Below are 24,962 nucleotides of genomic sequence, written 5' to 3' on the forward strand. Positions count from 1 at the left end.
TCCTTCCTCGTACTTCCTCGCACTTCCTGCCTCTCCGAAAGGACGCACCATGCTCCGCTCGCTCTACTCCGGGATCTCCGGCCTCCGCTCCCACCAGCAGATGCTCGACGTCACCGGCAACAACATCGCCAACGTCAACACCGTCGGCTTCAAGTCGTCGACCACCGTCTTCCAGGACACCCTGTCGCAGATGACCCAGGGTGCCGGTGGGCCGCAGACCGGCATCGGCGGCACGAACCCGGCCCAGATCGGCCTGGGCGTGCAGGTCGCCGGCGTCTCCACGAACTTCTCCCAGGGCTCGGCGCAGGCCACCGGCAAGGCGACCGACCTGATGATCTCGGGCGACGGCTTCTTCGTCACCCGCCTGGGCAACGACACCGTCTACACCCGCGCGGGTGCGTTCGACTTCGACGCGGACGGCCGCCTGGTCACCGCCGACGGCAAGATCGTGCAGGGCTACCCGGCCACGAACGGCGTCGTCAACGAGAACGGCCAGCTGTCCGACATCACGCTGCCGCTCGAAGCAGCAGCCCCGGCGGTCCGCACCACCGCTGCCACCGTCGCCGGCAACCTGCCGTCCGAGACCGCCGTCGGCCAGACCATCACGCGCGAGGCCACCGTGTACGACGCCTCGGGTGCGAAGCACACGATGTCGCTCGCCTACACGCGCACCGCCGACGGCTGGGACGTCACCGGGCGCAACGGCCAGGGCACCACGGCGACGACCTCGCTGACCTTCGGTACCGACGGCAAACTGACCGCCGGCGGCACCCTCGCCGTCGGTGGCATCCGGGTCGACATGGGCGACCTGACCGGGTTCGCCTCGCTCAACACCGCGGCGATCGGCTCGCAGAACGGCCGCGAGGCCGGGGCGCTGCAGGGCTACTCGATCTCGAAGGACGGCACCGTCACCGGCACGTTCTCGAACGGCGCGTCGCTCGCCCTCGGCCGCATCGCGCTGGCCACGTTCGCCAACCCGGCCGGCCTCGAGAAGACCGGGGCGTCGGGCTACCGTGCCACGGCGAACTCGGGTGGCGCGACGGTCGGCGGTCCCGGCTCGGCGGGCGTCGGTTCGCTCGCGGCGGGGACGCTCGAGATGTCGAACGTCGACCTGTCGCAGGAGTTCACGAACCTGATCGTCGCGCAGCGCGGGTTCCAGGCGAACGCCCGCATCATCACCACCTCGGACGAGGTGCTGCAGGAGCTGACGAACCTGAAGCGCTAGGCGCGGGGGTCCGCGTCGCCGGGCGCTCGCGTCGCCGGGCGCTCGCGTCGCCGGGCGCTCGCGTCGCGGGCGCTTGGTGAGCAGGAACGGTCGGGTGCTGAAGGGGGACTCGACCGTTCCTGCTCACCATCGTTCGTGGTGCAGGGAGTTCGGCGACGGTCCGTGACGAAACGGCGCGTCGCGACGTCTCATCGGTGCGATGCGCGAGAACCCCGACACCGACCACCAGTCCGACCACCGCTGCCGCAGCGTCTTCGACCGCTGGCGGTGCGATCGACCACGCGGCCACGACGGCGTGCACGAGTCGCGTGCTCCCGGCGCCCGTACGAGTTGGAACGACGCGCTGACCGGGCGGCGGTTCTCGGACGTCTGAGCCGGAGTGCTGTCCGGTGCACCACGCGTCGTCCGGAACGGTGGCGTCCAGGGCACGGCACGGGTATGGTCAGCAGATGCTGACCATTGCCTCGCGGCACGACGTGCTGAACCGTCTCGGGCGGGCCCTCTCCGATCCCACGCGTGCGCGGATCCTGCTCCGGCTGCTCGACGAACCCGGCTACCCGGCGCGGCTCGCCGAGGAACTCGAGCTGACGCGGACGAACGTGTCGAACCACCTGGCGTGCCTGCGCGGCTGCGGGATCGTCGTCGCCGTGCCCGAGGGGCGTCGGACCCGGTACGAGATCGCGGACCGCAACCTCACCCGCGCGCTCGAGTCCCTGGTCGACGTGGTGCTGGCGGTGGACGTCGCCGACGACGGCCGGACCGCGGACGACGGATGCGCGGTCGAGCGGTGACCACCGCTGCGCTGTCGCTCTCGCCCGTCCGCGTCGTGGTGCTGCGGCGGCGGATCCGGTGGATCGTCGCGGCGACCATCGCCTACAACGTGATCGAGGCCGTCGTGGCGATCGCCGCCGGCTCGGTTGCCTCCTCCACCGCGCTGATCGGCTTCGGGCTCGACTCGATCGTCGAGGTCCTGTCGGCAGCGGCCGTCGCATGGCAGTTCGCCGGGCGCGACCCGGAGGCCCGGGAACGAACGGCGCTGCAGGTGATCGCGGTCTCGTTCTTCGGGCTCGCCGTCGTGGTCGGTGTCGATGCCGTCCTGACCTTCACGGGTGTCCGGTCCCCGGAGCACAGTCCGGTCGGCATCGTCCTGGCGGCGGTGAGCTTGGCGGTCATGCCGTTCCTGAGCCTGGTCGAACGGCGGACCGGACGCGAACTCGGCTCGGCGTCGGCGATCGCCGACTCGAAGCAGACGCTGATCTGCAGCTACCTGTCGGCGGCGGTGCTGCTCGGCCTGCTGGCGAACAGCCTGTTCGGCTGGTGGTGGGCCGATCCGCTCGCCGGACTCGCCGTGGTGGTCTTCGCCGTGCGCGAGGGGCTCGAAGCCTGGCGTGGAGACTCGTGCAAGCAGCCCGTCTCGGCCCTGACGGGGGAGCGCGAGGGCGACGGCTGCGACTGCTGCTGAGCGGTGTCCGAGGGCGATCGGGAACTCAGCCGGCTTCGGCCTCGCGCACGTGGCTGACGGCATCGCCGACGATGTGGGCGATGTGCTCGTCGTGCAGCGAGTACACGGCGTTCCGTCCGATGCGCTCGACCTGCACGATGCCCGCGAGCCGCAGCGTGCGGAGGTGCTGGGACACCAGGGGCTGCGAGAGCTCGGTCGTGTCGGCGAGGGAGCCGACGTCGGAAGACCGGGAGATCAAGGCCGACAGGATCCGGAGTCGGGCGGGCGAGGACAGCGCCTTGAAGAGTTCGGCCGCTGCTTCGATCCCGTCTGACATGGACTCATGTAAGCGCACGCGCGTTCGTGCATGCAACACGACGGCCCCGGCGCGGTGCGTCGGGGCCGTCGTGCAGGTCCGTTGATCGGTGCTGATCACGGGCCTGCGCTGATCAGGATCAGTGCTCGTCGTAGTGGTCGCCGTGCTGGGCGTGCTTGTGACCGTCGTGGACGAAGTCGACGTGGTCCTCGTGCTGGACCGCCTCGTGGCCGCAGCCGTCCTGGTGGGTGTGCTCGGCGATAGTGTGCTCTGCGCTGTTCTCGTGCTCGGCCATGGTGACCTCCTGCTGATCGTCGGTTGGGATGCCCTCAGCGTAGATCACACATGCAGAAGTTGCAATACATTTATAGATGAGAACCGATGTCAGGCGGGGAAGCGCTGGGCGCCCGCGGTGGCCGACGTCGGCAGGGCGTCACGGGGGATCGCCACTCCGGCGGCGAGCGCCGATGTCCACTCCGCGGTCGGTGCGACGGCGGCGAGGTTCGACTGCAGCAGTGCCATCAGCGTGCGGTGCACCGTCTCGGCGGACACGGCCCCGCCGGCGTTGGCGATGTTGATCGCGCCGGTCGCGTCGGACAGCACCTCGACCGCGACGCCGAGCGCCTCCGCCTCGGCGGCCGAGGCGATGATGCAGTTGTTCGTCATGAAGCCAACCAGGGTGACCGTGTCGACCCCCCCGCTCCTGCAGCCAGGCGAGCAGGTCCGTGTGGGCGAAGACCGAGCTGAACTGCTTCGTGACCTGGTGCCACTCGGGCGTCCGTCGTCGCTCGATCTCGGGGTGCAGGGCGAACGCCTCCGTCGTCGGGTTGAACACCGGCGCAGCGTCGCCGGCGGTGTGCTGGACGACGACGATCGGCGTGCCGGCAGCGGTCGCGGCGTCGATCGCGGTCGTGATCTGCGCGAGTGCGTCGCGGACGGGCGGGAACCGGACCTCGAGCGGACCGCTGAAGTACTCCAGCTGGATGTCGACGAGGACGAGGGCGCGCTGGGGATCGGACACGGGAGCTCCTTGGGTCGGTGGGCGTACTCGACGATCCTCGTCCTACGATGCGCTCGGCGCGATTGGCACGTGTGCACCGGTACGATGGATCCAGGCCAAACCGGAGGAGTCCCGCGTGCGGATCGCCATCTACGCCTTCGACGGCATCACGATGTTCCACCTGTCGGTCCCGCAGATGGTGTTCGACGAGGTCACCCGCCTCGGGCTCGCCGACTGGCAGACCGTCGTCTTCTCCGACCGGCCCGGTTCGGTCCGGACCGCCGAGGGGCTGACGCTCGGCCCGGTTCAGGGGCTCGACGCCGCGGCGGACGCCGACCTGGTCGTGGTGCCGTCCTGGACCGACGACGGCACCCGCCTGCCGACACCGACGGAGCGCGCGGTCGTCGAGGCGCACGCGCGGGGATCGGTGGTGGTCGGCCTGTGCCTCGGGTCGATCGCGGTCGCCGGTGCCGGGCTCCTCGCGGGACGCAGCGCCGTCACGCACTGGCGCGAGGTCGACCGGTTCGCCACCGCGCACCCCGACGTCACCGTGGACTCCGACGTGCTCTACGTCGATCACGGGGACGTGCTGACCTCGGCGGGCACGGCCTCCGGGCTGGACGCGTGCCTGCACGTCGTGCGGACGCGGTTGGGCGCCGAGGCGGCGAACCGGGTCGCGCGGAGCCTGGTCGTCGCGCCGCACCGCGAAGGCGGGCAGGCCCAGTACATCGAGCGGCCGGTCGTGCAGCACAGGGGCGACGATCCGGTGGCGACGGCATCGGCCTGGGCGGTCGAGCACCTGGACGAGGAGCTCGGCGTCGACCGACTCGCTGCGGCGGCCCACATGAGCCGCCGCAGCTTCGTCCGGGCCTTCAGGGTGTCGACCGGCACCACCCCGGCGGCCTGGGTACGGAGTCGCCGTCTGGACGAGGCCCGTCGGCTGCTCGAGACCACCGACCTGCCCGTCGACCGGATCGCCGCAGCGTGCGGGTTCGGCAACCCGGTGACGCTGCGGCAGAACTTCGCCGTGGCCTTCGGCAGCACGCCCTCGAGCTACCGCCGACGGTTCGACGCGCGGCCCTGACCGGCCGTCCGAGCGAAAGCGTTCCTTCCCCTCACGGCCGCAACGGGAACAGGGAACGGGCGTACCTGGTCAGAACGACAGACCGGGTACGCCCGTTTCGACCAGGTGTGCCCGGAGTCGCTCTACGACGACGTGGGCGGTGACGCCACCGATTCGATGCCGTCCAGCCGTGCCTCTTCCGCGTCGTACCCGGCGCGCACCTGACGCAGCACCAGGTCGTCGATCTCGTCGGCGTCGCGCAGGCGCAACAGGGTCCTCGCCTTGTGCTGGACGAGTGCGAGCTCGAGGGCGACCGCGTTGTCGTGCCGCTGCAGCGCCGGGTGGTCGTCGTCGTCCCCTTCGCGGGCTTCGATCACGTCGAGATGCGCCTCGTACTCCTTCCGCAGGCGATCGACGGTGGCACGATCGGCTCCGGTCGACCGTGCGAGACGGGGGAGCGCATCGAGCGCCTCCTCGATCGCGGTGCGTTCGGCGTAGCGACGTTCCTCGCTGACGGACTCGTCCTCGGGCAGCGCGGCCCGACGCAGGACGGCCGGCAGCACGAGCGCCTGCCCGACGATCGTGACGATGACCACGCCGGCGGTGACGAAGACGATGAGGTCGCGCTCGGGGAAGTCACCGCCGGACTCGAGCGTGCGCGGCACGGCGACGGCCATGGCGAGTGACACCGCGCCCCGGAACCCGGCGAACCCGCTGACGAGCCGGTCGCGGTGCCCTTCGCGCGGTTCCCCGCCGGTGCGTCGGGTGACGAGCCAGATGGTCCCGCCCGCGGCGTTCAGGAACGCGAACCGCACGATGACGAGCAGCACCGCGACCGCGAAGACGATCCCGGTCCCGCGCAGCAGGTCGGCGGGGTCGAGCGCGCGTGCGGCGACCATCGCCTCGATGCCGACCAGGACGAAGAGTGCGCCGTTGAGCAGGAAGGTCAGGAACGACCAGAACGCGCGCACCTGCTGGCGGGTCTCAGCACGGTCGAGCTTGGGACCGACCTGGCTGACGACGATGCCGGCAGCCACGACGGCGAGCACGCCGGAAGCGCCGATGGCCTCGGCGGCCAGGAAGGCTGCGAAGGGCACGAGCAGGGTGACGAGGTTCTCGAGCACGACGGTGTCGACGCGCCGCAGCACCATCGTCCCGATCCACGCGGCGGCGAGCCCGGCGGCGACCCCGCCGATGTAGGACAGGACGAGCATGCCGGACACGCCCCAGAACGTGAGCTCCTGCGTGCCGACGGTGACGGCCACCGCGATGCCGTAGACGACGAGGGTGGTGCCGTCGTTCACCAGGCTCTCGGCGCGGAGCACCGTGACGTTCCGCCGCGGCAGCATCTTCGTGAGCACACCGACCGCGGTCGCGTCGGTCGGGGCGACCGCGGCGCCGAGCACCCAGGCTGGCCCCCACGGCATCCCGAGCAGGTGCAGCAGCACGGCGACGGCACCTGCGGTCACCACGACCAGCAGGGTGCCCATCAGGACGATGCCGCGCAGGTTCTTCCGGATCTCGCGGAGCGACGTCGTCAGGCTCTCCCAGTAGAGCAGCGCCGGCAGGAACAGCAGCAGCACGGCCTCGGCGGGGAGCTCGACGTCCGCGAACTCCGGCACGAGCCCGAGCAGCGCGCCGAAGACCAGGAGCAGCACGGGTGGTGCGATCCGGATCCGGTCGGCCACGGCCGCCGTCAGTGCGATGGCGAGGCCGAGCACGACCACCAGTTCCGGTCCCAGCACGTGCACTCCGATCGTCGTCCGACCCGCCAGTCAACGCCGATCCACGGTGGATCCTTCCAGAACAGCCGGACGACGCGCCGCACCACAGCCGGACGGCGCGCCGCACGACACCGCACGACGCGTCACGAGCCGCCGCTCACACCGCCCGCGGCCGCCGCACCACCCGCCGCCACCACGGTCGCCACGGCAGGGAGCTCACCAGCGCCGACCCGATCACGACGGTCCCGAACCACCCCACGACGACGCCCGGTATCGGCACGAGCAGACTCGCCCAAAGCAGCACCGACAGCACCCCGAGGACGTACGCCGCCCCGGCCTTCAGGTACCGCAGCCGCTTGAGGCCAGCGGCCTCGTCGACCCGCGAGGTCAGGCGGGCCAGGAACACCGCCCCGACCCCGATCGCACCGACGGCGACCGCTGCCTGCTCGAGTGCCCCGAGCCCGTCCGACCCGAGCGGGCCGGAGCCGGACAAGCTGTACACGCCGTCGAGGATCTCGAAGAGCATGAACACCACGAGCCCCCGCTCGAACACGACCGTCGACGCGTAGAGGTGGATGCGCCAGGCTCCGCGGCCCACCCCGATCGACGCCGTGTCCGACCCGCCGCCGCCGGGGCCGCTGCGCAGAGCCCACGCCGCCGTCCGCTTCGACACGAGGTACGCGGCGATGCCGGCCACCCCGCCGAGCGCGACCGGCAGCAGCGCACCGGCGACCCAGCCGGAACGCGCGCCGACGAGCACGGAGGTCACGACGACCCCGGTCGCAGCGGTGACCAGCGACCACACACGGGGTCGCGCGACGGAGGCGAGTCTCGCCTCCAGGCTGCCCAGCCACGACCTGCGGGACGCGCGGTCGGTGTTGAACAGGTACTCGGCGAAGACCTGCCAGATGAACGCGGCGCCGAAGGCGGCGAGGGCGGGACGCACCTCGGCCAGGTGCGCGGAGAACGAGCCGGGCGCGAAGACGGCTTCCTCCACCGAGCTCGCCGGGTCGGTCGCGTCACCGACCGCGACGGCGGCCGGCGGCAGGAGCAGGCGCATCGCGAGCACGCCCGCGACGATGCCGAGCGACAGGAACAGTCGACGGGCGGGGGAGTGCAGCCGGCCGGCGATGCCGGCCATCGGCACGGACGAGTCCGCGGCCATCGCGATCTCGAGGAACGCGAGGGCGACGAAGGCCAGCGCTGCGGCGGGGCCGAGCACCAGCCAGGCCGCCGCGGCGGCCGCGACGGTGATGAGCAGGGGGACGGTCAGGAGAGATCTCGTGGCCATCTGCCCATCCAGCACGGTCGGGCTGGGCGGCGCATGGAGCGCTCCTGGGCATCGGCCTGGAGGCCCGTGGGGACCCCGTCAGACGGGTGACGCCCCGTCCCCACTTGCGGGGACGGGGGAAGGGGGGTGGGAACGCAAAACACCGGTGTTCGCGTGTTGAACCGCGGTTTACGCGTGTTCAACCGGCGAACACCGGTGTCGAGCGGGGGTCCAGCGTCAGTCGTGGAACGTCTCGATGGACGCGCCGAGCGAGTTGAGGCGCTCCTGCAGCTGCTCGTAGCCACGGGCGATGATGCCGACGTTGCGCAGGACGCTCTCACCCTTCGCCGCGAGCATCGCCAGCAGGATCACCACGGCGGGCCGCAGCGCCGGCGGGCAGCTGATCTCGGCACCGGAGAAGTGCGTCGGCCCGGTGACGTCGAGGCGGTGCGGGTCACGCAGCGTGACGCTCGCGCCCAGGCGGGTGAGGTCGAGCAGGTGGATCGCCCGGCCCTCGTAGACCCAGTCGTGCACGAGCGTCGTGCCCTCCGCCATGGCCGCGATGACCACGAAGAACGGCAGGTTGTCGATGTTCAGGCCGGGGAACGGCATCGCGTGGATCTTGTCGATCGGCGCGTGCAGCTCGGACGGGTACACCGTGATGTCGACGAGGCGGGTGCGGCCGTTGGCGGCGGCGTACTCCTCGGTGACGTCGAAGCGCAGGCCCATCTCGGCCAGGGTCGCGAGCTCGATCTCGAGGAACTCGATCGGTGCCCGGGTCACGGTGAGGGTCGACGCGGTGACGATCCCGGCGGTCAGCAGGCTCATCGCCTCAACCGGGTCCTCGCTCGGCCAGTAGTCCACGACCTCGTCGATGCGGCTCTTGCCGGTGATGCGCAGCGTGGTGGTGCCGATGCCCTCGATCTGCACCCCGAGCAGCTCGAGGAAGAAGCAGAGGTCCTGCACCATGTAGTTGGGGCTGGCGTTCCGGATGACGGTCTCGCCGTCGCGGGCAGCAGCGGCCAGGATCGCGTTCTCGGTCACGGTGTCGCCGCGCTCGGTGAGCACGACCGACTTGGTGGGGACGGCCTGGTTGGCGACGTCGACCTCGTACCAACCGGAGGTCGCCTCGACGTCCACGCCGAACGGACGGAGCGCGATGAGGTGCGGCTCGACCGTTCGGGTGCCGAGGTCGCAGCCGCCGGCGTAGGGCAGACGGAAGGACTCGTACCGGCCGCTGAGCGGGCCGAGGAACATGAGCACGCTGCGGGTGCGGCGGGCGGCGTCGGCGTCAATCGCGTCGAGGTGCAGGTCGTCGGGGGCGACGATCTCGAGGGTCTCACCGTCCTCCGACCAGGTGACGCTCGCGCCGAGGCTGCGGAGCACGTCGATGATGCGGTCGACCTCGACGATCCGGGCGACCTTGTGCAGTCGGGTCACGCCGCGGTTGAGCAGCGAGGCGCAGAGCAGTGCCACGGCGGCGTTCTTGCTCGAGTTCACCGCGATGGAGCCGCTGAGCTTCCGGCCGCCCTGGACGCGCAGGTGGGCACGCTGCGGGGCGCCGCCGATCGAGACGATCTGCTGGTCGAGGGCGTCGCTGATGCGGGTCAGCATCTCGAGGGACAGGTTCTGGCCGCCCTGCTCGATGCGGTTGATCGCGCTCTGGCTGGTGCCGACGCGTTCGGCGAGTTGGGCCTGCGTCATGCTGCGGCCCTTGCGGGCGCCCCGGATCAGGGCGCCGACCTCACGGAGGGGTGCTGCGGTCGCCGGAGATGCCGGCGAGACGACGGTGGTGGTGTCGGTCATGCGCGCCACGCTAACACGCTCATGAGATAAACCAGTGGAAGATCGACACCCGACACGCGTCCAGAGGTCTCGAATACGTCACAGTTGGGAATTTCGGGGGACGAAACTGCTCAGGGATCGGTCAGGGTGCCCCGGACGATGGAGTCACCGGAGTGCGCCGGATCACCGTCGTCGGCCTCGGCCGAGACGTCCACGACCGGGAACTCCGCGGTGTCGACGCCGTCGGGCACCGTGAAGCGGCCCTGGTCGCCGTCGAGGTAGCCGACGCTCACCAGTCCGCCGAGGTCCGACCGCATCATCCAGACCTCGCGCAGCGGACCGGTGCCGGAGCGACCACGCTCTCCGTGCAGGTCGACGAGCAGGGTCACCCGGCCGTCCCGGTCACGTTCGAGCTCGGCACGGCCGGTCGTCCCCGACCAACCGGGCAGCGCTTCGAGCTCGGTGTTCGCCAGGACGGTCTCGGTGTCGCCGCGGGGGAGTCCGGGGACGATCCCCGACGCCACACCGATGCCGAGGACGACGGCGAGCACGCCGACGCCGGCGATCGCGGTGGCGAGGGCTCGGCGACGACGCGGACGGGATCCGGGCCGGCGGGCCCCGGCGTGGTGCTCCGCGTCGGACCGGCTGCCGACGGCCGCCCCTTCGGATGCGTGTTCGCCCGCTCGTCCGGGTTCGGTCGCCGGCACCGCAGCCTGTTGTGGCGTCCGGGCGATCTCGGCCGCGATCCGGTCCCACACGTGCTCCGGGGGCGCCGCGAGCGTGACGTCCTCCGACGCGCGGGTCACCGCGGCGACCCGCTGCAGCGCGGCCACTTCGTTGCGGCACCGGTCGCACGACGCCAGGTGTTCGGCGACGTCGTCCGCGGCGACCTGGTCGGAGACCGCGAGCATCGCCAGCGTCTCGTCGTCGACGTGCTTCATTCGATCACCTCCAGACGTGTTCGGAGCCGAGCCAGACTTCGGTGGATGTGGCTCTTGACGGTGCCGAGCGGCAGTTCGAGCCGTTCGGCGATCTCACGATGGCTGAGGTCGTCGTAGAACGCCAGCCGCATCACGCGTCGTGGGACCTCGTCGAGCCGCTCGAGCTCGCCGGCGACGAGTGCGCGCTCGGCCAGGTCGAAGGCCGGTTCCGGCGCCGGGGTGGTCTCCTCGACCACGTCCGGGTCGGCGGCGCTGGCGTGCCGTCGGCGCTCGTTCTGCGCGTCGGCGATGCAGTTCCGGGTGATGCCGACCAGCCATGCGCCGAGCGGGGCGCGGCCGGGGTCGTAGCTCGTGCTGCGCTGCCAGGCCTTCACGAAGACCTGCTGCGTGACGTCCTCCGCGGCGGCCGGGTCGGCCAGGGCACGCAGGGCCAGCGAGTACACGAGCGACGACCACCGTTCGTAGACGGCCCGCAGGGCGTGTTCACCCCCGGCGCGGAACGCGTCGGAGAGCTCGCTGTCGTCCGGGAGGATGGTCGTCACGTCTTCCTGTCGCTGGCGTGGTCGTCGTCGACCACGATCCGATCGTAGGGGGCGGATCGTCGCCACGGTCAGGCCGGGACCGCGGTGACGACGAGGTTGCTCTCGTAGTGTCCGGTGACTGCGTCGAAGGTCCCGCCGCAGGTCACCAGGACGAGCCGTCGTGGTCCGTCGTCACGGAACACCTCGCCCCAGGGGAGTCCCTGCTTCTCGAGCATGCTGACGGAGTCGATCCGCCACGTGGTCTCGGCACCGTCCGCGTCGGTCAGGGTGACCCGGGTGCCGGACGGGGCGTCGCCGAGCCGTGAGAACGGGCCGATGCCGTAGCCGACCGCGTCGACGTGGGCCGCGATGACGACGGTGCCCTCGGCGGACGACGGTGCGGCACCGAAGCGGTACCAGCCCGCGGTCGCCGGGTCGGGCGGGAGCGCCATCGCGCCGTCCTCGTCGACCCCCTCGGGGCGGATCGGCGCGCTGATGCCGGCGTGGTCGACGGTGATGGTGGTCGGGGCGGGGGCGTCCCGGACCGGGGGGATGGTCGCGGCCTGCTGCGGTACCTCGGTCGAGAACGCGGACGGGACCGGTGTGGGCGTGGTGGTCGGCAGGACGGACGGCTGCCCGCCGGGGGTGGTCCCGGCCGACGAGCACCCGGTCAGGGCGGCGGCCGCCACGGCGACGACGAGCGTCACCGTGGCGGACCGCACGGGGCGTGGCACGTTCAGCGGCGGGTCGCTGCGTGCGGGCGGCGGAGCACCACGGCCCCGATCGCGGCAGCGGCGGCCAGTGCGGCCGCCGCTGCGCCGACCAGGGGCAGGGGGCCCTGGTCGTTCGTGGCCACGAGACCGGCGTTCCCGGCGGGGACGCCGTTCGGCGTGCCACCCAGGTCCGCGATCGTCTGCGTGGCGAGGGCGAGGTCGTCGTCGTCCAGGCTGCCCCAGGCGTAGACGATGGTCGACGAGCCCGCGGTGACCGCGACGTCCGCCGGGCCGATCACGGGGTCGGTGGTCCCGGTGGCGGCGACGGTCGCCGACACGGTGCCGGCCGGCAGCTCGAGTGCCTGCTCGTCGGGGTTCGACAGGTTCGACACGACGGCCTTCCCACCGGCGAGGACGTCGACGGCCGGTGCGGCGGCGACGTGGCGGACGACCAGGCGTCCCTGGCCGGCCGCGACGGCCGAGGTGTCGTTGGTGAACACCGTGGCGGTCGGCGACCCGTCCGTGGCGTCGTGGGCAACGGCGGTGTAGTTGCCACCGGCCTCGAACGAGACGTCCGCCGGGCCGATGATCGGCTTCGACGCGTCGGTGGCGTCCGAGGCGGTGATCGCGAGCTGGTGCGCACCGGCCGGCACCATCATGGGGCCGGCGAGGGTGCCCGGGGTGAAGTCGTCGATGGCACGTTCGCCGTCGAGGTAGACGTCGACGGTGACGTCCGGGACGGCGTGGAGGACCGAGAGCGTCGCCTCACCGGTGGCGGCAGTCGCAGCGGTCGCGGGCAGTACAGCCGCGGCGGCGGCGAACAGGACACCGGCGCTCAGGCCGGTGGCGAGTGTCTTGCGCATGACGTGTCTCCTTCGGGCCTGTCCGGGCCGGTGCGGACGACGTCGTCCTCGACGTCGTACCCCCACTACCGCCGGAGCAGCCCGATTGGATGCAGCGATCTCCTGGGGATCACCTGAGACGGCGCCAGACCCCTGCGTTGCCCGGACGCGACCAGGTCTCGGGATCGCCCGTGACGGCCTCGTCCCCGGCTCCCCGGTCGGTGAGCCGGTACGCGGAGTCCGGCGTCCACCCTGCGACGACGCTCGCGCGGCTGCCGTCGACCGGCACGGCGAGCCCGGACGTGCGGAACCAGCCCGCGACGGTCAGGTGCACGACGTCGTACTCGGTGGCCACCGCGGACCAGTCCGGCAGCACCCAGTCACCCTGCCGTCCGGTCGCCACGGCCCAGTCGTTCCGTCGGGTGGTCCGCGTCACGTCGAGCGGCCATCGGCGGCACAGCGCAGCCCAGTCGGCGGGACCGTCGACGGTGCACACGCGCGCCGCGGCATCGGGAGGCACGGCCGAGACGACGGCGTGTTCCTGCCCGAAGGAGTCCTCGACCGCCCAGAGTGCCAGCGGCCCGGCGGACGGGAACGGCGCTCGCGTGTGCTGCGCGAGCGGCCACGGCGGGGTCGTCCACCACACCCCGCTGGCCACCCCCGGGTTCCCTCCGGAGTCCTCACGACGCAGCTCCTGGGACCAGTCGGCGAGCGCCTCTGCCGCTCCCGGACGTCGGGGCTGGTCGTCCTCGTCGAACTCGACGGTCCATGCTCCGCCCTGCGGGTCGAAGAGCCGGCGCACGACCGGGCTGTCGACAGCCCACCGAGCGAGCCGTCGGAGCGCGGCAAGCAGTTCCGTCCGAGCGAGGAGCGCGTCCAGCGCATCGGGTTGTTGCCACCACAGCGCACTGTCCGCAGTCGACTCGAGCGCGACCACGACGTCGTCCTCGCCCACCGGCGGCAGGGACACCGCCGCGAGAGCGCTCGCCACCGCTGCCAGGTCCGGAGCCGGCTCGGGTTCGACCGCACCACCGATGCCGAAGAGCGTTCGGCCGTCGCCGCGTTCGACGCCGAGATGATGCTCCGCCCAGAAGAGCAGGTCGCCGAGTCGCTGGGCGGCCGGGTCGTCGGGGTCATGGACACCGCTGACGAGTTCCAGGCAGAAGCGCCGGCCACGCGGGTGGGCGAGCAGGTCCGAGGCATCGATCACCGAACCAGGCTAGTGACGGCCGCTAACGCACCCGTCGCACCCGCCGATAGTCCTCCGTGCAGGCCCACGGACGGGCCCGCATCCCGCCCCACGGACGGCGGCGGGACGATCGAGAACCAGGACGGGCCATGATCGTCGTCACACGACTGAACGGCAGCGGATTCGCTGTGAACCCCGATCTCGTGGAGCGCATCCAGGAGACGCCGGACACGACGCTCATCATGGTCGACGGCGCGAAGTACATCGTGCGGGAGTCGATGGCCGACGTCATCGACCTGATCGCCGCGTACCGCGCCCGCATCGTCGGGATGGCCTACGGCACCGACCAGGCCCCCCGCTCGAGCACGAACACCGGCCCGCAGCCCACGCTCGCCCCGGTCGCCGCACTCCGCTCCACGCAGCACGGCCGCGCGCTGGACGGGGGTCGCTGACGTGGACATCGCAACGATCGTCGGCATCCTGCTCGCCTTCGGCGCCCTGTTCGGCATGGTCCAGATGGAGCACGTCGAGCTCGGTGGACTCTTCCTGCCCGCCCCGATGCTGCTCGTGTTCGGCGCCACCATCGGCTGCGGCATCGCGAGCACCACGCTGAAGGACGCGATCGCCAGCTTCAAGGCGGTCCCGAAGGCGTTCACCGGCAAGGTCACCCCGCCGGCGTCGGTCATCGACGACGTCGTCGGGCTCGCCGAGACCGCCCGCGCGAACGGCCTGCTCGCCCTCGAGCAGGAGGCCGACAAGCACGACGACCCGTTCATGAAGAAGGCACTGCAGAACATCGCGGACGGCACCGACGGCGACGAGCTGCGGATCCTGCTCGAGGACGAGATCGAGTCGAACGCGGCCCCGACCCGGAGCGCGAGCGCGTTCTTCATGGGCCTCGGCGGCTTCGCCCCGACCGTCGGCATCATCGGCACCGTGGTCTCGCTGACCCACGTGCTCGCGAACCTCGGCAAGCCCGACGAGCTCGGACCGCTGATCGCCAGCGCCTTCGTCGCCACCCTGTGGGGCCTGCTGACCGCGAACTTCATGTGGCTGCCGATCGGCGGCAAGCTCCGCAAGCTCGCCCAGCTCGAGTCGGACCGCCAGACGCTCCTGATGGAAGGGCTGCTCGCGGTGCAGGCCGGCAGCCAGCCCCGCCTGCTCGGTGAGCGGCTGAAGGCCATGGTCCCGCCCGCCGCCCGCGCCGACACGGGTGGCAAGGCCGGCAAGGCCGGCAAGAAGGCCGACGCGGCCGACGACCAGCAGCTGGCGGCCTGACCGTGAGCGCCAACCCCCGGGGCCGCGGCCGCGGTCGCGCGAAGAAGTCCCACGACGAGGCCGAGCACCCCGACGAGCGCTGGATGGCGTCCTACATGGACATGATCACGGTGCTGATGTGCATGTTCCTCGTGCTCTTCGCGATGTCCACCGTCGACCAGGAGAAGTACATCCAGCTGAAGCAGTCGCTCGCCACCGGCTTCGGCGAGGTCGACTCGCAGAAGATCGACACCGCGAGCGGGACGGTCGTGACGAAGGACCAGGTCGAGGACGGCTCCGGCTACTCGACGGACAAGTCCCAGGCCGACCACTCGACCGCCTCGTCGGGTACCAAGGACACCAACGTCGACCCCGCGTCGACGGTGGTGCCGACGACTGCGACGAAGCAGGACCTCGCCGAGGCGAAGCGGGAGCTCGACGACCTGACGAAGCTCGAGCGTGCGATCCAGCACAACCTGCGGCGTGCGGGCCAGACCGAGAACGTCCAGTTCACGGTCGATGCCCGCGGCCTCATCGTCCGCCTGGTCGGCAGCGAGACGTACTTCGGCACGAACAGCGCGGACCTGTCCGACCAGGCGCGGTCGATCATGGACGCCATCGCGCCGGTGCTGAAGACCTCCGACCACGACGTCAGCGTCGAGGGGCACGCCGACCAGCGGAACTCGACCGCGCCGTACGCCACCAACTGGGAGCTCAGCGCCGCCCGGGCGACCGGGGTCCTGCGCGACCTGGTCGAGCGGGGCGGGATGCCCGGCGACCACGTGCAGAGCGTCGGCTTCGGGTCGAGCCGACCGCTGGCGAAGGGCGGCACCGAACAGGACCTCGCGCTGAACCGTCGGGTCGACATCGTGGTCCTGTCGAACGCCGACCAGGACGTCAGCGCACTCATGCCGGCGCTGGCGAAGGCACAGGACGGAGCGCAGCAGGGCTGAGACACGGAGCACAGCAGGGCTGAGACAGGGAGCGCGGCAGGGCCGAGACAGGGGTGCAACAGGTCTGAGCCACGGAGCGCGCGGCGCGCAGCAGCGCTGACGCCACCGCCCCACTACGGGGTACAGCACTGACGGGTGCCCCACGGGTGACCGATAGACGCACCCGTGACCGAGACCCTGCCAGCGCCCGAGGTGTACGACTTCGCGCGCCCGTCGACGCTGGCCCGTGAGCATGCCCGGGTCCTCGAGCTCGCCTTCGAGACGTTCGCGCGCCAGTGGGGCACACAGCTGACGGCGAAGGTCCGCGCGGTCAGCCAGGTCACCTGTGAGCAGGTGGCGATGACGACGTACGACGAGTACGCCGCGTCGCTGCCCGCGCTCACCGGCATGGTGCTGCTGCCGATCACCGGCCTGACCCCGAAGGGCGTGCTGCAGGTCCCGCTCGACGCCGCGCTGGCGTGGGTGTCGCACGCGCTGGGCGCCTCGAAGCCGCTGCCGACGCCGGACCGCACCTTCACGCCGATCGAGCAGGCCCTGGTCCGCAAGATCGTCGAGGACGCCCTCGACGACCTCCGCTACTCGTTCGGCGGGCTGCTCGCGCAGGACGTCACGGTCGGCGGGTTCCAGTTCAACAGCCAGTTCGCCCAGGCCGCGCAGAAGGGCGACCTGATGATCGTCGCCTCGTTCTCGATCCGGGTCGGCGACCGCATCGCCCCCGGCACGCTGGCGCTGCCGGCCGAGGCCGTCCTGCCGCAGCTCGGCGAGGCCGCCGCGCACGTGTCGCCCGCCGACGCCCGAGCCCTGCTCGACGCGCAGCTCGAGAGCGTGCCCGTGGGCGTCAGCCTGCGCTTCGCCCCGGCCGGGGTCCTGCCGACGCAGGTCCTGCGGCTCGCGGTCGGCGACGTCCTGCCGCTGCCGCACCCGCAGCACCGGCCCCTCACCATCGCGGTCGACGGCGAACCCGTCGGCACCGCCGCGGTCGGCGCGAACGGCTCGCGCCTCGCCGGCATCGTCGTCACCACCACGAGCACGGAGCAGCACTGATGACCGAAACGACCACCCTCCACACCGCAGCGGCCGAGTCGCTCGCGGCGCAGCTCCCGACGGCCGCCCCCTTGACCGCGGTGCTCCTGCCTGGAGGCGCGACACCGGTCGTGCTCGACGCCGCGACGGACGCCGTGGTCGCGTCGTTCGTCGGCGGCCTGTCGGCCGACCTGGCGCTCGTGCTCACCGACCTCGAGTCGATCACGGCCGCCGGGGGCACCGACCACGGCATCGTGGCCGTCACGGACGTGCTGCGTCCGTCGCTCGAGGCCGCGGCCGGGGTCCTCGGCGTCGGGGTGCTCGGCGAGGCGAACCGCGAGTCGGCCGCGTCGCTGCTGGCCGACCCGGACACCGTCGTGTTCGAACTCACCGCCGGTGGCCTGCCCGCCGGGTGGTTCGGCATCCGGGTCCGCGAGAACGGCACGGTGTCCGCGCCCGTCGTGGCGAACCTGCCCGCCGGCAACCTCGGCCGGATCAACAACGTCGAGATGACCCTGACGGTCGAGATCGGCCGCACCCGGATGTCGGTCCGCGACGTGCTCGGCATGGAGCCCGGCGCCGTCGTCGAGCTCGACCGCAGTGCCGGTGCCCCCGCCGACGTCCTGCTGAACGGCCGCCTCATCGCGCACGGCGAGGTCGTCGTCGTCGACCAGGACTACGCGGTCCGGATCACCCGCATCCTCGACGTCGCCGAGACGGTCTGACCCGCACGTGGACACCCTGGTCGTCACCCTCCGCGTCGCGCTCTCGCTCGGCGTCGTGCTCGCCCTCATGTGGGTGCTGCACCGCGCGAGCCGCAAGCGCTTCTCGGGCAAGCCGTCGGGCCGTCGCGCCGCGACCGTCGAGGTCGTCGGTCGGCAGGGCATCGGTGGCAAGGCGAGCGTCGTCGTGGTCGACGTCGAGGGGGAGCGGCTCGTCCTCGGGGTGTCCGAGCACGGGGTCAACCTGCTCACCAGCGGGCAGGCGCCCGCGCCGGAACTCACCATCGTGACCGGACCGGTGGCACTGCCGGTGCGTCCCGTCCCGTCGGCCGACGCGTTCGGTCGGGAACTCGCGCAGCAGTCGGACGCGGCCACGGGCCTCCCGGCAGGCACGGACGACGTGACCCGGGCGACCGACGCGACCACCGCCGACGCGACCACCCCCGTCGCGCCACTGCCGATGCGCCCGCGCAACCGTCGCCCGCAGCGCGCCGTGCCGAGCGCCCAGCAGCTGCAGGGCTCGATCCTGTCGGTCGACACCTGGCGCCAGGCCGCGGCCGCGCTGCGGAACCGGCGGGCCGGGTGAGGGCGGCAGGGCCGCACCGGCTGGCACGGTCGGGTCGACTCGTCGCCCTCGTCCTGCTCGGCCTGGCGGTCGTGGCCGGGTTCCTGATGCTCACGACGACCGGTGCGCACGCCGCCGGTGTCGTCGAACCCACCGCCCCGGCGACTCCGACCGCCCCCGCGACCGGTGACTTCAGCGTCAGCGTGAACGGCCCGGACGGCACCCCGTCGTCCGCCGTGGTGACGCTCATCGGGATCACGCTGCTGAGCGTCGCGCCCGCGCTGATGCTCATGATGACGTCGTTCACGAAGATCTTCGTCGTGCTCGCGATGACCCGGAACGCGCTCGGGCTGCAGTCGATCCCGCCGAACCAGGTGATCGCCGGACTGGCACTGTTCCTGTCGCTGTTCGTGATGGCGCCGGTGCTCGGGCACATCAACGACGACGCCCTGCAGCCCTACCTGGCCGGGCACCTCGACTTCAACCAGGCGGTCGAGATCGGCACGAAGCCCCTGCGGACCTTCATGCTCCACCAGACCCGCGACGAGGACGTCGCCCTGATCACCCGCGCCGCCGGGCTCGACAACCCGAAGTCGATGGCGGACGTGCCGATGACGACGGTGATCCCGGCGTTCATCATCTCCGAGCTCCGCAGCGCGTTCATCATCGGGTTCGTCATCTTCATCCCGTTCCTGGTGATCGACCTCGTCGTCTCCGCGGCCCTGATGTCGATGGGCATGATGATGCTCCCGCCGGTCATGATCTCGTTGCCGTTCAAGATCCTGCTCTTCGTGCTGGTCGACGGCTGGGGCCTCATCATCACGTCGCTCATCGAGAGCTACCACGTTGTCTAGGGGGCACGCATGAACCAGCAGGCCGTCATCGACCTCGTGCTCCAGGCGCTCCTGGTGTCCGGCAAGCTCGCCGCCCCGGTCCTCGTCACCTCGCTCGTCGTCGGCTTCGCGATCTCGCTGTTCCAGTCGGTGACGCAGATCCAGGAGGTCACGCTCTCGTTCGTGCCGAAGGCCGTCGCCGTCGCGATCGCCCTGGTGATCTGCGGCAACTGGATGATCTCGGAGATGATCGCGTTCACGCACGTCGCCTTCGACATGATCCCGAAGCTGCTCGGGGCCGGTTGATGGAGCTCAGCATCGACGCCGACCGTCTGGAGGCGACCATGCTCGCCGGCGTCCGGCTCGTCGCGTTCTTCGTCATCGCACCGCCGTTCTCGTACCGGGCGTTCCCCGGCACGGTCAAGGTGATCCTCGGGCTGGGGCTCGCCATCGGTGTCGCCCCGCGCGTCGCCGTCGGCTACGAGTCACTCGACACGGGGCCGTTCCTGCTCGCCCTGCTCACCCAGCTCGTCGTCGGGCTGTCCCTCGGGTTCCTGGTGTTCCTGGTGTTCGCCGCCGTGCAGTCGGCGGGTGCGCTCATCGACCTGTTCGGCGGGTTCACGCTCGCGCAGGCGTTCGACCCGCAGTCCCAGGTCAACGGCGCCCAGTTCACCCGCCTGTTCCAGATGACCGCGCTCGCGCTGCTCTTCACCTCGGGCGGCTACCAGCTCATCGTCGGTGGTCTGGTGCGGTCGTTCGACGCCGTGCCGCTCACCGGCACCTTCGCGGTGGACGGGCTCGCGTCGATGCTCGTGACCGCGATGTCGCAGATGTTCCTCGCCACCCTGCAGATCGCCGGTCCGCTCGTCGTCGTGCTGTTCCTGGCCGACGTCGGCCTCGGGCTGCTGACCCGCGTGGCACCGGCGCTCAACGCGTTCCAGATGGGCTTCCCGATCAAGATCGGCCTGACCGTCCTGTTCGCCGGCGCGCTCTTCATGGCCCTGCCCTCGGTGGTGTCGTCGCTGACCGGCGACGCCGTCGAGGCGATCACGGGACGGGGGTGACGACGTGTCCGACAGCGGGGAACGTTCCGAACAGGCAACCCAGCAGCGGATGCGCGAGGTCCACGAGAAGGGCCAGATCGGTCGCTCGCAGGACCTCGGGGCATGGATCGGGATCGCCGTCGCGGCGCTCATGATCCCGGCCGCGATCGGCAACGCCGCGGCCGCCGGGCAGGACCAGCTCCTCGCCGTGCAGCGGGTCATCGAGGACCCGGAGCTCGGTGCCGTGCAGGCCCTGCTCGCCGACGCCCTCGGATCGATGGGGGCGACCCTCGGCCCGATGCTCGCGGTCGTCGCGGTCGCGGTGCTCGCCGCCGCCGTCACGCAGGGCGGGGTGCACTTCCGCAAGATGACGCCGCAGCCCGACCACTTCGATCCCGTCGCCGGACTGAAGCGCGTGTTCGGCACCCAGGCGCTCTGGAACGGGGCGAAGGCGCTGCTGAAGACCGCCGTCGTCGGGCTCGTCCTGTGGTTCGCGGTGCAGGGACTCATGCCGGTGCTGATGACGAGCGGCTCGCTGCCGCTGTCAGCCGTGCTCGAGGCCGCCGCCGCCGGGTCGGGCACCCTGCTGCGCGCCGCGATCGTCGCCGGGCTCGTCCTCGCAGCACTCGACGTGTTCGTCGTGATCCGCCGCAACCGGAAGCGCACGATGATGACCAAGCGCGAGGTCAAGGACGAGAACAAGCGGAGCGACGGCGACCCGTTGGTGAAGTCGCAGCGCCGGTCCCGTCAGCTCGCGATGAGCCGCAACCGGATGATCCAGGCCATCGGCACCGCGGACGTCGTGATGACGAACCCCACCCACTACGCCGTCGCGATCAAGTACGAGCCCGGGAAGTCCGCGCCACGCGTGGTGGCGAAGGGGGCCGGCCCGGTCGCCGACGTCATCCGCTCCCGTGCCGAGGAGGAGCGGGTGCCGATCGTCCGCGACGTCCCGCTGACCCGGGCACTGCACGCCGCGTGCGAGCTCGGGCACGAGATCCCCGTCGACCTGTACACCCCGGTGGCCCGCGTCCTGTCCTTCGTGATGGCGCTCAAGGCCCGCGGCACCGCGGCCGGCACACACGCGCCGCCGCGACCGACCACACCGGACGAGGTCGCGAGCGTCATCGACCCCGCCACCCTGACCGGGGACCTCCGCCCCCGCAAGCTCCGCACACCGCGCATCGCCGAGAACCAGACCGAAGGACTCCCCGCATGAACCGCAAGGACCTGCCGAAGCTCGTCGTCCCGGTGTTCATCGTCGGCATCATCCTGCTGCTGATCCTGCCGGTGCCGTCCTTCCTGCTCGACTTCCTGATCATCATCAACATCCTGCTGGCACTGGTGATCCTGCTCACGACGCTGTTCGTGAAGAAGCCGCTCGACTTCTCGGTGTTCCCGTCCCTGCTGCTCGTCGCGACGCTGTTCCGGCTCGGCCTGAACGTGGCGTCCACCCGGCTGGTGCTCGGCGAGGGGTTCGCCGGTGACGTCATCCAGGCGTTCGGCCACGTCGCCGTCTCCGGGTCGATCATCATCGGCGCGGTCATCTTCCTGATCCTCATCGTCATCCAGTTCGTCGTGGTGACGAAGGGCGCCGAGCGCGTCGCCGAGGTCGGGGCACGCTTCACCCTCGACGCGATGCCGGGCAAGCAGATGGCGATCGACGCCGACCTGAACGCCGGGCTCATCACCGACGAGCAGGCGAAGGAGCGCCGCGCCGCGGTGTCCGCCGAGGCCGACTTCTACGGCGCGATGGACGGTGCGTCGAAGTTCGTCAAGGGCGACGCGATCGCCGGCATCCTCATCATCATCATCAACCTGGTCGGCGGCATCGCGATCGGCATGCTGCAGAACGGGCTGTCCGTCACCGACGCCCTGTCGAAGTACGGCATCCTGACGATCGGCGACGGCCTGGTCACGCAGATCCCCGCGCTGCTCATGGCGGTGTCGACCGGCATGATCGTCACCCGGTCCGGCGCGGAGTCCGAGATGGGTTCCTCGGCCGCGACGCAGCTGTCGCAGTCCCGGAACGCGCTGATGATCGCCGGTGTCGCCGCGATCGCGATGGGCTTCATCCCGGGCATGCCGATCCTGCCCTTCCTGCTCGTCGGTGCGACCCTGCTCGTCACGGGCTGGCGCATCGGCCGGAACGCCGCCCGGGCCGAGGCCGACGCCGCCCAGCAGCAGGCACTCGCGGCGGCTGCACCGACCGGCGACACCCCGGAGGACCTGCTCGAGCAGATGCGCGTGCACGCCCTCGAGATCCTGCTCGCGCCCGACCTCGTCGACATGGTGTCCGGCGCCTCCGACGACCTGCTCGGTCGGGTGCGTGCGCTCCGCCGCAAGATCGCGATCGACATGGGCATCGTCGTCCCGCCGGTACGCACACGCGACTCGATCGACCTGCCGCCGTCGACCTACGCCATCCGGATCGCCGGCGTCGAGGCAGGTCGGGGCACCGCGCCCGCCCGCAGCGTCCTGGCGCTCGGCGACCACCTGGACGGCCTTCCCGGCACCTCGACCGTCGAGCCGGTCTTCGGTCTGACCGGCAAGTGGGTGCCCGCCGAGCTCCGGCACGCCGCCGAGATGACCGGCGCGACCGTGATCGACCGGGTCTCGGTGCTCGTCACCCACCTGCAGGCGGTCATCGGCGACAACGCGGCACGCCTGCTCACCCGCGAGGACGTCAAGGTCCTGACCGAGGGCGTCAAGCAGGTCAACCCTGCCGCGGTCGAGGAACTCGTCCCCGGCATGCTCTCGATGGCCGAACTGCAGCGGGTGCTGCAGGGCCTGCTCGCCGAGCGCGTGCCGATCAACGACCTCGGACGGATCTGCGAGGCCCTCACGCTCCGCGCAAAGGTGTCGACCGACCCCGAGGGGCTCGTCGAGTCCGCCCGTGCGGCCCTCGGGCCGGCCCTCGCCGCCCGGCACACCGACGCCGGCACCCTGCGTGTCATCATGATCGACCCGATGCTCGAGCAGTCGATGCTCGAGGGGCTCCGGCCGTCCGAGCAGGGCAGCCAGATCGTGCTCGACGCGCACCGCATCGAGCAGGTCCTGAGCTCCGTCCGCGACGCCGTCCGCTCCGTGGAGGACCAGGGGCTCTCCGCCGTCCTGGTCTGCGCCCCGCAGCTCCGACCGGCCGTGCACCGCATGGTCGCCGCCCAGTCGAACGGGCTCCCGGTGCTGTCGTACCAGGAAGCCACCGCCGCGGGCTCCACCATCGAGACCGTGGGAGTGGTCCGTGCCGCCGACCCGATTGCAGCGTAGCGGCGCCACGCTCGAGTCGGTCCGCGACGCGGTCCGGACCGAGTTCGGCGCGGGTGCGCGCATCGTCGCGGCCGAACGCGTGACCACGCCGGGCTTCGGCGGACTGTTCCGCAAGGCGCACGTCGAGGCCACCGTCGAGGTGCCGGAACCGGGGGACCAGCCCGTCGTTCGTGTGGCCATCGCCGACTCGCCCGTGCAGCGCGTCGGCATCGCCGCGCTGCTCGCCGACGCCGAGGCGGCCGAGGCACGCATCGCGGGCACCGACGGCACCGCGACGACGCGGGCCGACGCCTTCGCGTCGGTGCTCGACGGGTTCCAGGCGGACGGGATCACGCCGAGCGCCCCGCGCCCGGCGCGCGAGCCGTCCGATCCGGACGTGCACGCCGGGGTCGACCCGCGCCTCCAGGCCGCCGTCGACGCGCAGACGGTGGTCGACACGCAGGCGGCGGCCGTCGCGCAGCCGGTCGTCGAGACCCGGTCGGGAGGCCCGTCCCGCGTCCTCGACGCGCCCTCGCCCGCACCGGTGGCCCGTTCCACCGCGCCGGCCGTCCGGTCCGCGGACGGTGACCTGGTGCTCCTGGTCGGGCGGCCGAACGACGTCGACGCGGCCGCCGGGCTCTTCGCGGTGCGGCACGCGCTCCGGCCGACGGACGCCGCCGACCGCCGTGCGGCGATCCTGGCGCGGGCCGACGGTGTCCGCGACGGTCACGCCGTGCTCGCCGTCGCCGCGTGGGACGACCGGGTGACCGGCGACGCGCTGCAGGCCGACCAGGTGTGGGTCGTGGTCGACGTCGGGCGGAAGCCCGCGGACTCGGCCGCGATGGTGGACGCGGTGGCATCGAGGCTGCCCGTGGTCGGCGTCGTCGCGATCGGTGCGGGCGAGACCGCCACGCCCGGGTCGGTGGACCTGCTGGGGCTCCCCGTCGTGTCGCTAGGCTGAACGGGTGCTGGTACTCACGCGGAAGGTCGGCGAGCGGATCCTCGTCGGCGACGACATCGTCATCACGGTGCTCGACTCCCGGGGCGACGGCGTCCGGATCGGCATCGACGCCCCGCGCGGCGTGAAGATCCAGCGCGAAGAGGTCGTGCGTGCGGTCGCCGAGGCGAACGCCGAGGCCGCCGCTGCCGGTGACGACGCCGAGGCGCAGCTGCGCGCGGCGCTCGGGGCGCGTGGCGGGGCTGCCGCGGACGGCGCGACTCCGTCTGGACCGACCGAGTCCTAGCGGTCCGACGCAGCCACGCCCGTCACGGGCGCGGCTGCGCGTC

General features: G+C 71.7%; 29 protein-coding genes and 1 pseudogene. 18 read left to right on the top strand and 12 right to left on the bottom strand.

Features of this window, described 5'->3' with window-relative positions; translation table 11 throughout:
- Nucleotides 1-49 precede the first annotated feature (49 nt).
- The 4 genes from OE229_RS11140 to OE229_RS11155 all read left to right on the top strand — a co-directional run bounded on the left by OE229_RS11140 (nt 50) and on the right by OE229_RS11155 (nt 2,687).
- On the top strand, nt 50-1,225 hold the full coding sequence (locus OE229_RS11140; RefSeq protein WP_173033710.1) for a flagellar hook protein FlgE: 1,176 nt from the start codon (nt 50-52) through the stop codon (nt 1,223-1,225).
- Between the two features lie 199 nt (nt 1,226-1,424).
- Nucleotides 1,425-1,598: a hypothetical protein gene (locus tag OE229_RS11145; RefSeq protein ID WP_262138043.1), complete on the top strand. Its 174-nt coding sequence runs from the start codon at nt 1,425-1,427 to the stop codon at nt 1,596-1,598.
- Between the two features lie 76 nt (nt 1,599-1,674).
- On the top strand, nt 1,675-2,016 hold the full coding sequence (cmtR, locus tag OE229_RS11150; RefSeq protein WP_182065415.1) for a Cd(II)/Pb(II)-sensing metalloregulatory transcriptional regulator CmtR: 342 nt from the start codon (nt 1,675-1,677) through the stop codon (nt 2,014-2,016).
- A complete protein-coding gene (locus OE229_RS11155) occupies nt 2,013-2,687 on the top strand; it encodes a cation diffusion facilitator family transporter (protein WP_410007313.1) in 675 nt (224 codons plus the stop codon). Before cmtR ends, OE229_RS11155 begins: the two co-directional genes overlap by 4 nt.
- Before the next feature lie 25 nt (nt 2,688-2,712).
- Here OE229_RS11155 and OE229_RS11160 read toward each other — a convergent pair whose 3' ends face one another.
- From OE229_RS11160 to OE229_RS11175, 4 genes and pseudogenes are all read right to left on the bottom strand, one after another.
- Entirely contained in the window at nt 2,713-3,003 is a 291-nt protein-coding gene (locus OE229_RS11160) for an ArsR/SmtB family transcription factor (protein ID WP_262138045.1), read from the bottom strand.
- A 118-nt stretch (nt 3,004-3,121) separates the two neighbouring features.
- Entirely contained in the window at nt 3,122-3,277 is a 156-nt protein-coding gene (locus OE229_RS11165; RefSeq protein ID WP_262138046.1) for a zinc transporter permease, read from the bottom strand.
- 89 nt (nt 3,278-3,366) lie between these two features.
- The gene (locus OE229_RS11170) at nt 3,367-3,648 is read right to left on the bottom strand and encodes a cysteine hydrolase family protein (protein WP_262138047.1); all 282 of its coding nucleotides are present in this window, start codon (nt 3,646-3,648) and stop codon (nt 3,367-3,369) included.
- A gap of 88 nt (nt 3,649-3,736) precedes the next feature.
- Nucleotides 3,737-4,003, bottom strand: a pseudogene (locus OE229_RS11175) (isochorismatase family protein); the annotation flags it as partial.
- A 115-nt stretch (nt 4,004-4,118) separates the two neighbouring features.
- Here OE229_RS11175 and OE229_RS11180 point away from each other — a divergent pair.
- Nucleotides 4,119-5,066: a GlxA family transcriptional regulator gene (locus tag OE229_RS11180; protein WP_262138049.1), complete on the top strand. Its 948-nt coding sequence runs from the start codon at nt 4,119-4,121 to the stop codon at nt 5,064-5,066.
- Nucleotides 5,067-5,188: 122 nt separating this feature from the next.
- On the opposite strand, the gene OE229_RS11185 is transcribed toward OE229_RS11180, so the two are convergent.
- The 8 genes from OE229_RS11185 to OE229_RS11220 all read right to left on the bottom strand — a co-directional run bounded on the left by OE229_RS11185 (nt 5,189) and on the right by OE229_RS11220 (nt 14,051).
- Entirely contained in the window at nt 5,189-6,790 is a 1,602-nt protein-coding gene (locus OE229_RS11185) for a Na+/H+ antiporter (protein ID WP_027465526.1), read from the bottom strand.
- Between the two features lie 136 nt (nt 6,791-6,926).
- Entirely contained in the window at nt 6,927-8,060 is a 1,134-nt protein-coding gene (locus tag OE229_RS11190; protein WP_262138053.1) for a DUF475 domain-containing protein, read from the bottom strand.
- A gap of 216 nt (nt 8,061-8,276) precedes the next feature.
- Complete coding sequence (locus OE229_RS11195) at nt 8,277-9,845, bottom strand: helix-turn-helix domain-containing protein (RefSeq protein WP_181431587.1); 1,569 nt, start codon at nt 9,843-9,845, stop codon at nt 8,277-8,279.
- A 110-nt stretch (nt 9,846-9,955) separates the two neighbouring features.
- On the bottom strand, nt 9,956-10,765 hold the full coding sequence (locus tag OE229_RS11200; RefSeq protein ID WP_262138054.1) for an anti-sigma factor: 810 nt from the start codon (nt 10,763-10,765) through the stop codon (nt 9,956-9,958).
- The gene (locus OE229_RS11205; RefSeq protein ID WP_071244624.1) at nt 10,762-11,307 is read right to left on the bottom strand and encodes an RNA polymerase sigma factor; all 546 of its coding nucleotides are present in this window, start codon (nt 11,305-11,307) and stop codon (nt 10,762-10,764) included. The genes OE229_RS11200 and OE229_RS11205 overlap by 4 nt, the downstream gene beginning before the upstream one ends.
- A 68-nt stretch (nt 11,308-11,375) precedes the next feature.
- A complete protein-coding gene (locus tag OE229_RS11210) occupies nt 11,376-12,008 on the bottom strand; it encodes a class F sortase (protein WP_262138056.1) in 633 nt (210 codons plus the stop codon).
- Between the two features lie 14 nt (nt 12,009-12,022).
- Nucleotides 12,023-12,862 carry a DUF4397 domain-containing protein gene (locus OE229_RS11215; RefSeq protein ID WP_262138058.1) on the bottom strand — a complete coding sequence of 280 codons (840 nt, stop codon included), beginning with the start codon at nt 12,860-12,862 and terminating at the stop codon, nt 12,023-12,025.
- 109 nt (nt 12,863-12,971) lie between these two features.
- Nucleotides 12,972-14,051 (bottom strand): hypothetical protein, encoded by a 1,080-nt coding sequence (locus OE229_RS11220; RefSeq protein ID WP_262138060.1) that lies wholly within the window; start codon nt 14,049-14,051, stop codon nt 12,972-12,974.
- A 128-nt stretch (nt 14,052-14,179) separates the two neighbouring features.
- Here OE229_RS11220 and OE229_RS11225 point away from each other — a divergent pair, with 128 nt between their 5' ends.
- From OE229_RS11225 to csrA, 13 genes are all read left to right on the top strand, one after another.
- On the top strand, nt 14,180-14,482 hold the full coding sequence (locus tag OE229_RS11225) for a flagellar FlbD family protein (RefSeq protein ID WP_110863815.1): 303 nt from the start codon (nt 14,180-14,182) through the stop codon (nt 14,480-14,482).
- A 1-nt stretch (nt 14,483) separates the two neighbouring features.
- Nucleotides 14,484-15,308, top strand: coding sequence for a motility protein A (locus tag OE229_RS11230; protein ID WP_071244627.1), 825 nt, complete (start codon nt 14,484-14,486; stop codon nt 15,306-15,308).
- Nucleotides 15,309-15,310: 2 nt separating this feature from the next.
- Entirely contained in the window at nt 15,311-16,240 is a 930-nt protein-coding gene (locus OE229_RS11235) for an OmpA/MotB family protein (RefSeq protein WP_182065437.1), read from the top strand.
- 165 nt (nt 16,241-16,405) lie between these two features.
- On the top strand, nt 16,406-17,284 hold the full coding sequence (locus tag OE229_RS11240; protein ID WP_262138063.1) for a flagellar motor switch protein FliM: 879 nt from the start codon (nt 16,406-16,408) through the stop codon (nt 17,282-17,284).
- A complete protein-coding gene (gene fliN, locus OE229_RS11245) occupies nt 17,284-17,988 on the top strand; it encodes a flagellar motor switch protein FliN (RefSeq protein ID WP_071403904.1) in 705 nt (234 codons plus the stop codon). The genes OE229_RS11240 and fliN overlap by 1 nt, the downstream gene beginning before the upstream one ends.
- 7 nt (nt 17,989-17,995) lie before the next feature.
- Nucleotides 17,996-18,571, top strand: coding sequence for a FliO/MopB family protein (locus OE229_RS11250; RefSeq protein ID WP_262138064.1), 576 nt, complete (start codon nt 17,996-17,998; stop codon nt 18,569-18,571).
- Nucleotides 18,568-19,404 (top strand): flagellar type III secretion system pore protein FliP, encoded by an 837-nt coding sequence (gene fliP, locus OE229_RS11255; RefSeq protein ID WP_071244631.1) that lies wholly within the window; start codon nt 18,568-18,570, stop codon nt 19,402-19,404. The genes OE229_RS11250 and fliP overlap by 4 nt, the downstream gene beginning before the upstream one ends.
- 9 nt (nt 19,405-19,413) lie before the next feature.
- Entirely contained in the window at nt 19,414-19,689 is a 276-nt protein-coding gene (gene fliQ, locus OE229_RS11260) for a flagellar biosynthesis protein FliQ (protein ID WP_182065447.1), read from the top strand.
- Nucleotides 19,689-20,447, top strand: coding sequence for a flagellar biosynthetic protein FliR (locus OE229_RS11265; protein ID WP_071403902.1), 759 nt, complete (start codon nt 19,689-19,691; stop codon nt 20,445-20,447). Before fliQ ends, OE229_RS11265 begins: the two co-directional genes overlap by 1 nt.
- A gap of 4 nt (nt 20,448-20,451) precedes the next feature.
- Nucleotides 20,452-21,645 carry an EscU/YscU/HrcU family type III secretion system export apparatus switch protein gene (locus OE229_RS11270; RefSeq protein WP_182065449.1) on the top strand — a complete coding sequence of 398 codons (1,194 nt, stop codon included), beginning with the start codon at nt 20,452-20,454 and terminating at the stop codon, nt 21,643-21,645.
- Nucleotides 21,642-23,696 (top strand): flagellar biosynthesis protein FlhA, encoded by a 2,055-nt coding sequence (locus tag OE229_RS11275; RefSeq protein WP_262138067.1) that lies wholly within the window; start codon nt 21,642-21,644, stop codon nt 23,694-23,696. The genes OE229_RS11270 and OE229_RS11275 overlap by 4 nt, the downstream gene beginning before the upstream one ends.
- Nucleotides 23,671-24,636: a hypothetical protein gene (locus tag OE229_RS11280; RefSeq protein WP_262138070.1), complete on the top strand. Its 966-nt coding sequence runs from the start codon at nt 23,671-23,673 to the stop codon at nt 24,634-24,636. The genes OE229_RS11275 and OE229_RS11280 overlap by 26 nt, the downstream gene beginning before the upstream one ends.
- A gap of 4 nt (nt 24,637-24,640) precedes the next feature.
- Nucleotides 24,641-24,919: a carbon storage regulator CsrA gene (gene csrA, locus OE229_RS11285; protein ID WP_262138072.1), complete on the top strand. Its 279-nt coding sequence runs from the start codon at nt 24,641-24,643 to the stop codon at nt 24,917-24,919.
- Nucleotides 24,920-24,962 lie beyond the last annotated feature (43 nt).

The sequence above is a fragment of the Curtobacterium poinsettiae genome (assembly GCF_025677645.1).
Classification (GTDB): domain Bacteria; phylum Actinomycetota; class Actinomycetes; order Actinomycetales; family Microbacteriaceae; genus Curtobacterium; species Curtobacterium poinsettiae_A.